Consider the following 11,944-nt stretch of genomic DNA (forward strand, 5'->3'; position numbering starts at 1 on the left):
TGTTTCGGAATTCTCTTGTAGTTCCCCACGCTGCAAACGGCACCAGTAGGGGATGAAAACGGGTATGATGGGGAGTGATGTCCTCTGAAAGTGGCGCCTCCATCGCAGTCTAAAACCAAACGTGGTAAACACAATTATGAAGTGAACTTAGGAATTGTCTTAAGGGAGCTTAAAGAAAGTGCTCACTCTGACGGTGTAACCCTGCAGCAACTGGTGGATGCTTGTGGTGTCAGTAAACGCCATGTTTATCGTTACCTTAGGGAGTTGGAGGAAATGGGGGTTGCCATTGAACGCCCTCAGATTTTTCAACCAAGCATACCAGGTGGGGGTCGTTATAAATTAAAGATTAGCCAGGGTGAAGAGGTAATGGGTGAGACAATTATTCTAGTAACTTTAGGACAAATGATTAAACAATATGAGCTTTATCAACAGCAAATTATTTCTATTTATAAACTAATTATCACTAGCATGGCTGTGCGCTATGGTTTTAAACTGCCACTTAATTTCTTTTAAATAAAGCAATTCACTTTACGGAAAAAGTAAAAACACAGGTGTTGTGTCTTTTCAGTGTGCCTATTACTTGTCATATTAATAATGGCAGTCATTTTCTTACTTAAATTAAGACGGATTGATGATCTTCATTCTAAAACTCAACACAATGTGACAAAAAACGATTTTTAATTGCGCGATTGTAACTTCAGAGTTATAATAACATTTGGCAGAATTAAGTTATAATATCATAAATTTATAAAGAGGGGATGTATATGGAAGGAAATAGTCAAGTCATTTTAGCGAGTGTCGTATTTTTATTAACCTACGCTATTATTATCTCAGAAAAAATTCACAGAACGATTATCGCACTGGTTGGTGCGATGATTTTCATTATTGCTGGTGTATTAAATCAGGAGCAAGCAATTCATCATATTGATTTCAATACGATTGGTTTGCTGGTTGGTATGATGATTATTGTGGGAATTACCAGACAATCAGGGGTATTTGAATACCTAGCTGTAAAATCTGCCAAGTATAGTAAAGGGGAACCAGTGGCTATTATGGTGGCCTTGTCCGTTATTACCGCTGTTTTATCAGCCCTATTGGACAACGTCACGACGGTATTATTAATTGTACCAGTTACCTTCTCCATTGCTAGATCCTTGGAAATTAACCCCATGCCGATTTTATTAGCTGAAATCCTGGCGTCAAACATTGGTGGTACATCTACCCTCATCGGTGACCCGCCTAATATCATGATTGGTTCTGCTGTGGGCTTAGGCTTTATGGATTTTGTAGTTAATTTACTTCCAGTTGTCATCGTAATCATGATCGTAACTGTTTATTTGTTAAAAATAATCTATCGAAATTCCTTTAGTGTGCGTGAGGAACTCAAACAAAACATCATGAATATGAACGAAAAGGATGAAATTAAGGATCAAAAACTGCTCAAGCAATCGCTTTTTGTGCTTGCTTTAACCATTGGCGGCTTCTTATTGCATCAGGCTTTACACTTAGAATCTGCTACCATTGCTTTGGCTGGAGCGGCGTTATTGCTATTGATAACCAGGCAAGAACCAGAACACGCCCTTGAGGCGGTAGAATGGCCTGTTATTTTCTTCTTTGCCGGACTGTTCATTCTAGTTGGTGGTCTGGTGGAAGTTGGCATTATTGAATGGATTGCGGCCAAGGCCTTAGAAATAACGGGTGGGGAACTGCTTACCACAGGTATGTTAATCCTCTGGCTGTCTGCCATTGCTTCAGCCTTTGTGGATAATATTCCCTTTGTGGCAACCATGATTCCATTAATTCAGGATATGGGACGTCTAGGCGGCATGACGAACCTTGAACCACTCTGGTGGTGCCTGTCCCTTGGTGCCTGTCTGGGTGGTAATGGTACCATTATTGGAGCTTCCGCCAACGTGGTTGTCATTGGCATGGCTGAGAAACAAGGAATAAAATTCACCTTCTTAGGCTTTATGAAGGTAGCTTTTCCGTTAATGCTTGTATCCATTGTCATTTCTACTATTTACTTGTATTTCTTCTATCTTACTTAGTCTTAGTAGCCCGGTAAATTCTACCGGGCTATTATTTTTTTCACGATCGGATAGAATAAGATTTTAAGGATGATCGTATAAGAAAAATTAAGGCTCGCGTGGATTAGTGCACCCTTAAGGGCACAAGCGAGCCAAGATTTTCTAATAAAATCAGGGCAAATATAAATAAATGGAAGGGAGGAGAAGAAGTGGTTACTGCCGCTGCGCAAGATGTAAAAATTGAGGGAAAAAATATAAAACTTTCAAATTTAGATAAGCTAATCTGGCCGGAGGGCTTGACCAAAGCTCATTTGATAAAGTATTATACGGACATTGCGCCCTACCTACTCCCTTACATAAAAGACCGTCCCCTGGTTATGAAGAGGTATCCGAATGGTATTGAGGGAGATTTTTTTTATCAAAAAGAGTGTCCCGATTATGCCCCGGAATGGCTAAAAACAATACCCATTCGACATTCAGATAAAGTGGTTAATTACATTACCTGTGAGGATATTGCCACTTTGGTATGGTTGGCAAACCAGGGCTGTATCGAAATACATGCTTGGTTATCAAAATTAAATCAAATTGAATATCCGGATATCGCTATTCTAGATTTAGATCCCGGGGAACAAGCAAGCTTTCAGCATGTGCTGGAAGTGGCCTTGGTTATAAAAAAGGTTTTGGATCATTTAAAACTTCGAGGCTATCCTAAAACCTCCGGGGCTACGGGAATTCATATTTTCATTCCACTAAGGCCTGTATTCTCCTTTGGCCAAGTGACCAAGGCCATGGGTCTAATAGCCAAGGCTGTTGCCGATACATTTTCGGAAAAGGCTACCATTGAGAGAACCGTAGCCAAAAGAGATCCCCAAAAGGTCTACGTGGATTACTTACAAAATACGAGGGGCAAAAGTATGGCCTGGACTTACGGTTTACGACCCCTGCCGGGAGCTCCCGTATCCACACCCGTAATGTGGGAGGAAATTGAAAAGTTCAGCTTTCTGCCAGGTGATTTTAACTTGCATACGATTTTTAAGCGCCTGAAATATTTTGGGGACTTACATCGTGATCTCTGTCAAAACCCCCAGGATATCTCCCGTGTTTTAAAGTTAGTATAAAATAGCCGTCAACCATCCGCTCTTAGCGAAGTCTTTTAATCATTGCCCACGGCACATGGCTAGTTTTTTCATAAATGGTTTATGACGATGGCATGAAGGTTAAGATAAAATTGTTAATAAAAAACCTTGCTAATGGAAGGAAAACCCAGTTGCTATCCCGAAAGGGGTAGAAATCCGATAACTGGGGTGGGGATTTTGGAAAAACGTTTATACTGGGTTGGCTGGCAAACTCTTTTGCCGGGCAGCGGCCGCCGAGTCTGGGATATTATCAATCATTTTGGGTCCCCAGCCACAGCTTGGCAAGCTTCTGAAAAAGATTTACAAGAAGTTTTGGGCAACCAAGGTGCCAGGAAGCTAGTCCAGCGAAGAAGTACGATAAAGTTTGATAAACTGGGAAAATTACTGGGTGAAATGAATGGTAAAGTAATAACCATAGAGGACGATAACTACCCTTATTTATTGAAGAGTATCCATGACCCTCCGCTAGCTATTTTCGTTAGGGGTAATTTACCAAGTATTCACGATGTTTGTTTAGCGATGGTTGGTTCCCGCAAACCCTCCCCCAATGGTTTAGTCATAACTGAAAAATTATCCAGTGAACTGGCAATGGAGGGTATTACGATTGTCAGCGGCTTGGCCAGGGGGATCGATAGTGCTGCCCATCGTGGGGCCCTAAACGGTAAAGGCGTTACCCTTGCTGTTCTGGGCTGTGGGCCAGATGTTGTCTACCCCAGGGAAAATGCCAGACTCATGCAACAAATTATAGAAAAGGGTGCCATTATTACAGAATTCCCACCTGGTACATTGCCTCAGCCCTGGCACTTTCCCAGTCGGAACCGAATTATCAGTGGCTTAAGCAATGCTGTTTTAGTGGTAGAAGCCGCGGCAAAAAGCGGGGCCTTAATAACGGCCGACTTTGCCTTGGAACAGGGCAGAGAGGTGATGGCGGTACCTGGTAACATCAACAACGCCAAGAGCATGGGTACGAATAAATTAATCCAGCAGGGAGCAGCCCTAATCATAAATACATTGGATATTCTGAATGAGCTGGGCATGAAGCAAAAATTCTCTTACCAGGCAGAGGATCGATTAAAAAGTGTTGATTTAACCGATAATGAAAGTAAAATTTTAGCACTGTTATCAGAAATGCCAATAACACTGGAAAAAATTATAAGTTTAAGCATGTTAGCCCCAAAAGAAGTCGCAGTGGCATTGACGTTATTGGAAATAAAAGGGTTGATTAAATGTCTATCAGGAAAAATGTATATTGATGCAAGGTTATAGCAAAAAGAGTTCTAAAGCAATATGAATATTTATACAGTAAAAGTAGTAAGGGGTGGTAAAACCCCTACATCTGAGAGCAGTAGTAAATGGGGTGTACCAATTTGAGTAAAACATTAGTAATTGTTGAATCACCTGCTAAGGCAAAAAGCATTGGTAAATATTTAGGAAAAAACTATACTGTTAAGGCATCCATGGGTCATGTAAGGGATTTGCCAAAAAGTCAGACTGGTGTAGACGTAGAAAATGCCTTTTCTCCTAAATATATAACCATTCGCGGTAAAGGGGATATCATCAAAGAACTTCGGTCGGCTGTCAAAAAAGTTGATCGAGTATTGCTAGCTTCTGACCCGGATCGCGAGGGTGAGGCAATTGCTTGGCATTTAACGAAACTTCTAGGGTTAGATGAAGACAGCCCTTGTCGTATTGAGTTTAATGAAATAACGAAAAATGCAATTCAGGCTGCTGTTAAGCAACCACGTCCCATCGATGTAGATAGGGTTAACGCACAACAAGCTAGGAGAATACTGGACAGGTTAGTGGGTTATAATCTAAGCCCCCTTCTTTGGCGTAAGGTTAAAAAGGGGTTATCCGCAGGCAGAGTCCAGTCTGTGGCAGTGCGTTTGATCTGTGATCGAGAGGAAGAAATTCAAGCTTTTATACCGGAAGAATATTGGACCCTGACAGGTAAGTTTGTAAAATCCGGCAAATCCCCCTTTGAGGCCAAGCTTCATAAATATAAGGATAAAAAGATTGATATTTCGAACCAAGAAGCAATGGATAAAATCTTAAATGACCTAAAGGGGCAAAATTACCTTGTTACCAACATTGTCAAAAAAGAGAAACAGCGTAACTCTGCAGCACCTTTTACAACCAGTTCACTGCAGCAGGAGGCCTCAAGAAAACTAAATTTTACTTCACGCAAAACCATGGTGGTGGCTCAACAGCTTTATGAAGGTATTGAATTGGGGAAGGAAGGCCCAGTGGGATTGGTTACTTATATCCGTACCGATTCAACCCGTGTATCTGAAACAGCCGTACAGGAAACCAAAGAATTTATTACCGAGCGTTTTGGTCCGGCCTATGTCCCCAAGCAACCAAGGCAAACTTTGGCCAAGGGTAAGGTCCAGGATGCCCATGAAGCCATCAGGCCCACATCTGTCAATCGTAACCCTGAAAGCATGAAACAATTTCTGACAAATGATCAGTTTAAATTATATAAATTAATCTGGGCACGCTTCTTAGCCAGTCAAATGGCACCGGCTATTATGGATACCACTGCCATGGATATCGCCGCCGGGGATTATCTGTTTAGGGCTAACGGCTCCATTGTTAAATTTCCCGGCTTTATGCAGGTCTATATAGAGGGTAACGACGATGGCAGTAAGGAAGAAGAAAAAATTCTGCCAGACCTGAGCAAGGGAGATAAGGTAGTGGCTAAGTCCTTGTCCCCAAAACAACACTTTACACAACCGCCACCAAGGTACACCGATGCTACCCTGGTCAAGGTATTGGAAGAAAAAGGGATCGGACGCCCCAGTACCTATGCACCAATTGTTGAAACGATTCAAAGACGTGGTTATGTGGTAAGGGAAAGCAAGCAATTTTATCCCACAGAATTAGGGGTTATTGTTGTAGAACTATTGAAAAAACATTTTCCAGACATTATCAACATCGAGTTTACCGCTGAGTTGGAGGAAAAGCTTGACCAAATAGCGGAGGGAGAGCAACTGTGGAATGGTGTATTAAAGGATTTTTATGATCCCTTTGCCAAAACCCTGGAGATAGCAGAGGAGGCCATCGGTAAAGTACAAGTGGCCGATGAAGTTTCCGATGAAATATGTGAGCAGTGCGGCAAGAACATGGTTATTAAACTTGGCCGCTTTGGAAAATTTCTTGCTTGCCCGGGTTTTCCTGAGTGTAGGAATACCAAACCTTTACTGGAACCAACCGGTGTAGGTTGTCCTAATTGTAAGGGTGAAATCGTACTAAGGCGTAGTAAAAAAGGAAGAAAATTTTATGGCTGCAGCAGTTATCCGGAGTGTGAATTTGTCACCTGGGATCTGCCTACCCAAGAGAAATGCCCCCACTGCAGTGGCATGATGGTGGAAAAGAAATCTAAGACCAAGGAAAATAAATTGTATTGTATCAATGAACATTGTCCCAGCAAGGGGGATACTGCCCTTGCCGATGCAAAAGGGGAAAAAAAGAAACCAGCCAAGAAAACTAAGAAATAGAGCATTCGAAGTAATACAATAGGGGGCTTACTAAAAATGACAGCAAATAGGGTAACAATCATTGGAGCTGGTTTAGCAGGTTGCGAAGCAGCCTGGCAATTGGCCCAGAGGGACATTCCTGTGGATCTTTATGAAATGAGACCAGTGAAGTATACCCCGGCCCATCACACAGCCTATTTTTCTGAATTGGTATGTAGTAACTCCCTCAGGGCGGCGGCTGTGGAAAATGCAGTGGGCTTATTAAAAGAAGAGATGAGGAAGTTTAACTCCCTAATTATTTCTGCTGCAGATACCCATAAAGTTCCTGCCGGGGGTGCTTTGGCAGTTGACCGGGAGGGATTTTCCCAACATATTACCAAGGCTTTGGAAGAACATAGCCTAATAACGATTCATCGTGAGGAAGTTACCAGACTACCTCAGGATGGAATCACCATCGTGGCCTCCGGCCCACTTACCTCGGAGGCCTTATTCCAGGAAATTGCAAAGCTTACGGGTCAGCAGTATCTTTATTTTTATGATGCCGCAGCACCCATCGTGACCCTTGAATCCCTTGATATGACAAAGATTTTTCGGGCTTCACGCTATGGCAAGGGGGAAGAAGCTTATCTTAATTGTCCCATGAGTCGTGAAGAATACGATGTGTTTTATGATGCGCTAATGCATGCAGAAAGGGCACCCCTGAAGGAGTTTGATAAACAGGTTCATTTTGAAGGCTGTATGCCGGTGGAAGTGCTAGCTACCAGGGGCAAAGATACACTTCTCTATGGGCCATTAAAGCCAGTGGGGCTAACGGACCCAAGAACCGGCAAAAGACCCCACGGAGTGATTCAATTAAGGCAGGATAATGCGAATGGAACGCTCTTTAACCTGGTAGGTTTTCAAACCAATTTAAAATGGGGAGAACAAAAAAGGGTATTTAGTCTCATACCCGGTCTGGAAAATGCTGAGTTTGTTCGCTATGGGGTGATGCATAGGAATACCTATATAAATTCCCCTGCGCTTTTGGAACCAACTTTACAAATGAAAGAACACCCGGGAATATTTTTTGCGGGGCAAATAACTGGTGTGGAAGGTTATGTTGAATCGGCATCCGCTGGGCTAATCGCAGGAATAAATGCTGCTCGCCGGATACAACAAAGGAATTTGGTAATATTCCCCAGGGAAACCGCTCATGGTGCCTTAATTAACTACATAACCACTGCCGCTGAGACAAATTTTCAACCCATGAATATTACCTTTGGACTTTTCCCGGAACTCCCGGTTCGCATTAAAGGAAAAAGGGAAAGAGGTCAAGCCCAGGCCCAAAGGGCCCTAAAAACTCTTGCGGAATGGTTAGAAGAGGAAAGAGTTTAAAATTTCCAAAAGGGATGACAATTTAAATTCAAATTGTCAAAAGGTAGTTGCAATTTTAAAAAGTCTTATGATATATTTTATTATATTGCAAAATTCGACACCGAAATAATATGGGTAAGAAAAAATGTATAACTTGCTTGATAATTTCATTGATTATCTGAAGTTCCAGAAGAATTTTTCCATTCATACCATCAATGCCTACCAAAAGGATATATTTGATGGTTTAGACTATTTTTCGCTGGTACTAAAAAAACCCATCGAAAGGATAGATCCTTCGTTAATTAATGGTTCCTTAATAAGAGGATTTTTAGCATATCTGAAACAAAAAGAATTAAGTAGGGCAACAGTGGCAAGAAAACTTGCCTCATGGCGGGCATTTTTTCGGTTTTTAGCAAATGACAGGTTGCTTGTAAGCAATCCGATGCTTAGAGTTGCCAATCCTAAGAAAGAAAAAAAACTACCCATATTTTTGTATCAGGAAGAAACTGAAAAATTGGTTGAGGCACCGGATCATTCGCCACTGGGAATTAGGGATAGGGCAATCTTAGAATTACTCTATGCCAGTGGCATACGTGTATCAGAACTGGTGGCCTTAGATCTTGACCAGCTTGACCTGATCAGGGGATATATCAGGGTCCTGGGAAAAGGAGCCAAGGAACGGATCGTACCAATTCATGATCGATCCATGGCAGCTATAGAAGAATATTTGAAAACTGTACGGGGGTCGTTGGTTAAGAAGAACTGTCAAGCGGTTTTTCTTAACTACCAAGGTTCCCGCTTAAGTGATAGGAGCATACGTAAAATCATTGATAAATATTGCCAGCAGGAAAAAATAAAATTAAAAGTGAGTCCCCACAAAATTCGTCATTCTTTTGCTACTCATTTGCTGGATAATGGGGCGGATTTACGTACTGTTCAGGAATTACTAGGTCATGTTTCTTTGTCATCAACCCAGATTTATACCCATGTAACCAGACAGAAATTGAAAAAGGTTTATAAAATGAGTCACCCTAGGGCTTAGACTGATAACGAGGAAGTGATGCTTATGTTCCATGCAACTACCATTGTAGCGGTAAAAAAGGGTGCAAAGGTTGCCATAGCCGGCGATGGTCAAGTTACTTTTGGGCAAAATACCATCATGAAACATACTGCCAAAAAGGTAAGACGGCTTCATAATGGTCAAGTTTTAGCCGGCTTTGCTGGATCAGTGGCAGATGCCTTTACGCTGTTTGAAAAATTTGAAGGTAAGCTGGAAGAATATCATGGCAATTTAATGAGAGCTGCGGTTGAATTGGCCAAGGCCTGGCGTACAGACAAATACTTGCGATCCCTGGAGGCGATGCTGATTGTAGCCAACCAGGAAAATCTATTAGTTTTGTCAGGCAATGGCGAGGTCATAGAACCGGATGAAGGCGTCACAGCCATCGGCTCTGGGGGTCCCTATGCTTTGGCTGCCGCCAAGGCCTTGACAAAACATACAAATCTTTCACCCAGGGAAATTGCTTATGAGGCATTAAGCTTAGCCGCAGATATTTGTGTCTATACTAATAAAAATATCACTGTGGAGGAAATTTAAAATAAGGGTATTAAAGGAGTGAAGCCAATGGCAGCCCTGACACCTAGGGAGATAGTGGCAGAGCTTGATAAATATATTGTAGGTCAAGAGAACGCCAAAAAAGCAGTGGCAGTGGCTTTACGAAACAGGTATCGCCGCAGTAAATTATCAGAAGAATTGATTGATGAGGTTGTACCGAAGAACATTTTGATGATTGGCCCAACAGGGGTAGGTAAAACCGAAATAGCCCGTCGATTAGCAAAGTTAGTCAAAGCACCCTTTGTTAAGATTGAGGCAACCAAATTTACAGAAGTTGGCTATGTGGGACGGGACGTAGAATCCATGATCAGGGATTTGGTCGAAACGTCCATTCGCATGATTAAGCAGGAAAGAATGGAAAAAGTAGAAGAACGGGCCAAAGGATTGGCTGAAGAAAAAATAATTGAACTTTTGGCTCCTTACCCTAATCGGCCGGCACAAACCAAAAACCCTTTTGAAATGCTTTTTGGCGGTGTGCAGGAAGATAAACCAGAGGATAAGTCCTGGGAACAGCAGCATAGCAGAATTCGGTTTGAAAGGGAAACGCTAAAGGAGAAAATGTCCCGGGGCGAGCTGGAAAATGAGTATTTGGAAATTGAAGTAGAAGATCAAAGCACGCCCATGCTTGAGGTTTTTACAAATAGCGGTGTGGAAGAGATGGGCGTCAACATGCAGGATGTTCTGGGCAGTATCTTTCCCAGAAAAAAACGCAAGCGTAAAGTTACTGTACGGGAAGCCCGTAAAATATTAACCCAACAGGAAGCCCAGAAATTAATTGACATGGAGGAGCTAACCACACAAGCTGTCAAGCGGGCTGAGGATAATGGGATTATATTTTTAGATGAGATTGATAAAATTGCCACAAAGGAAGGAATTTCCGGCGGGGCGGATGTATCAAGGGGTGGCGTACAAAGGGATATTCTGCCAATTGTTGAAGGCTCCACTGTTATGACCAAATATGGCCCGGTAAAAACAGATCATATCCTATTTATAGCTGCCGGTGCCTTTCATGTCACAAAACCATCTGACTTGATCCCAGAATTACAGGGACGTTTTCCAATCAGAGTAGAGTTGGAGAGTTTAAGCCGAAATAATTTTGTGCAGATTTTAACTGAACCGCAAAACTCTTTAATAAAGCAATATACAGAACTCTTAGCAACTGAAGAGCTTAAAATTGAATTTTCAAAAAATTCACTTGAAGAAATTGCGGATATTGCTTATACTGTAAATGAACAAAACGAAAACATAGGCGCAAGGCGGCTGCACACCATTTTAGAAAAACTTCTGGAGGATATTTCCTTTGAGGCTCCGGAACTAAAAGGGCAGTCACTCACTATAGACAGTGAATATGTTCGTGAGAAGCTAAAAGACATTGTAACAAATCGTGATCTTAGTCGTTATATTCTTTAAAATTTAGGGAGAGTGACAGAATGAGAACTTTATTAGAAAGAACAAGAACAATCAATAAATTATTACAAAAATCTGCTGGTTATCCCGTGGATTTTGGTGAAATAGCAGAGGTGCTTTCTGAAAACATTGAGGCAAACTGTTATATCATTGACCGTCGTGGCAGAGCACTGGGTCATAAATTTATGCCCCAATTTGCCTGTGATATCATGAAGGATATTGTTGAAGGCTCTAAACGTTTTCCTGAGGAATACAATGAGGGATTACTTGCTATCAATGAAACCCATGCTAACTTCTGCCAAACCTATGATGCTTGTGTATTCTTCCAAGAAGAAAAATGCAAAGGCCAAAACAAAGTAACCACGGTAGTTCCCATTGTCGGGGCTGGTTCCCGTCTAGGAACTCTCGTGCTGGCTAAGTTTGACAAAAATTTCACTGATGAAGATTTAATTCTTGCTGAATATGGTGCCACGGTTGTTGCCATGGAGGTTCTGCGGGCCAGAGCTGGCAGAATGGAAGAAGAAGCAAGGAAAAAAGCAGCGGTACAAATTGCCCTGGGCACACTTTCTTACTCCGAACTGGATGCAGTACAGCATATCTTTGAGCAATTAGAAGGTGACGAAGGGGTTTTGGTGGCCAGTAAAATTGCTGACAGAGTGGGTATCACTCGATCCGTTATCGTCAACGCCCTACGTAAATTTGAAAGTGCCGGTGTAATAGAGTCAAAATCCCTGGGTATGAAGGGGACCTATATTCGGGTATTGAATGATCGTTTAATAGAGGAATTGCAAAGATTAAAGCATAACTAGGGATTCGTCATTAAACAAACAAGCCACAGTATAAAAAACTGTGGCTTTTCTCTTGCGTTGGTTGTCGCATTATGCTAAAATATCCCTTGGTGTTGAGTACACACGTTATCTGATTTGT

The 11,944-nt window shown here is 41.9% G+C and carries 10 protein-coding genes; all 10 read left to right on the plus strand.

The window, feature by feature from the left end:
* The first annotated feature begins 90 nt into the window (after positions 1–90).
* The 10 genes from V6C11_RS06875 to codY all read left to right on the plus strand — a co-directional run bounded on the left by V6C11_RS06875 (position 91) and on the right by codY (position 11,826).
* Positions 91–513 (plus strand): HTH domain-containing protein, encoded by a 423-nt coding sequence (locus tag V6C11_RS06875; protein WP_333530391.1) that lies wholly within the window; start codon positions 91–93, stop codon positions 511–513.
* Between the two features lie 251 nt (positions 514–764).
* Entirely contained in the window at positions 765–2,048 is a 1,284-nt protein-coding gene (locus tag V6C11_RS06880; RefSeq protein WP_333530392.1) for an ArsB/NhaD family transporter, read from the plus strand.
* Positions 2,049–2,236: 188 nt separating this feature from the next.
* Positions 2,237–3,145, plus strand: coding sequence for a non-homologous end-joining DNA ligase (ligD, locus tag V6C11_RS06885; protein WP_333530393.1), 909 nt, complete (start codon positions 2,237–2,239; stop codon positions 3,143–3,145).
* Positions 3,146–3,331: 186 nt separating this feature from the next.
* Positions 3,332–4,429: a DNA-processing protein DprA gene (gene dprA / locus V6C11_RS06890; RefSeq protein WP_333530467.1), complete on the plus strand. Its 1,098-nt coding sequence runs from the start codon at positions 3,332–3,334 to the stop codon at positions 4,427–4,429.
* 101 nt (positions 4,430–4,530) lie between these two features.
* Positions 4,531–6,663, plus strand: a complete 2,133-nt coding sequence (gene topA / locus V6C11_RS06895; protein ID WP_333530394.1) for a type I DNA topoisomerase — start codon at positions 4,531–4,533, stop codon at positions 6,661–6,663.
* Positions 6,664–6,699: 36 nt separating this feature from the next.
* Positions 6,700–8,016 (plus strand): methylenetetrahydrofolate--tRNA-(uracil(54)-C(5))-methyltransferase (FADH(2)-oxidizing) TrmFO, encoded by a 1,317-nt coding sequence (gene trmFO / locus V6C11_RS06900; RefSeq protein WP_333530395.1) that lies wholly within the window; start codon positions 6,700–6,702, stop codon positions 8,014–8,016.
* 124 nt (positions 8,017–8,140) lie between these two features.
* The gene (xerC, locus tag V6C11_RS06905; protein WP_333530396.1) at positions 8,141–9,037 is read left to right on the plus strand and encodes a tyrosine recombinase XerC; all 897 of its coding nucleotides are present in this window, start codon (positions 8,141–8,143) and stop codon (positions 9,035–9,037) included.
* Between the two features lie 24 nt (positions 9,038–9,061).
* Positions 9,062–9,592, plus strand: a complete 531-nt coding sequence (gene hslV, locus V6C11_RS06910; protein ID WP_333530397.1) for an ATP-dependent protease subunit HslV — start codon at positions 9,062–9,064, stop codon at positions 9,590–9,592.
* 27 nt (positions 9,593–9,619) lie between these two features.
* Complete coding sequence (gene hslU / locus V6C11_RS06915) at positions 9,620–11,020, plus strand: ATP-dependent protease ATPase subunit HslU (protein WP_333530398.1); 1,401 nt, start codon at positions 9,620–9,622, stop codon at positions 11,018–11,020.
* A gap of 20 nt (positions 11,021–11,040) precedes the next feature.
* Positions 11,041–11,826, plus strand: coding sequence for a GTP-sensing pleiotropic transcriptional regulator CodY (gene codY, locus V6C11_RS06920; protein WP_333530399.1), 786 nt, complete (start codon positions 11,041–11,043; stop codon positions 11,824–11,826).
* Positions 11,827–11,944 lie beyond the last annotated feature (118 nt).

The organism is Desulfotomaculum sp. 1211_IL3151, assembly GCF_036763075.1.
GTDB lineage: Bacteria > Bacillota > Desulfotomaculia > Desulfotomaculales > Desulfotomaculaceae > Desulfotomaculum.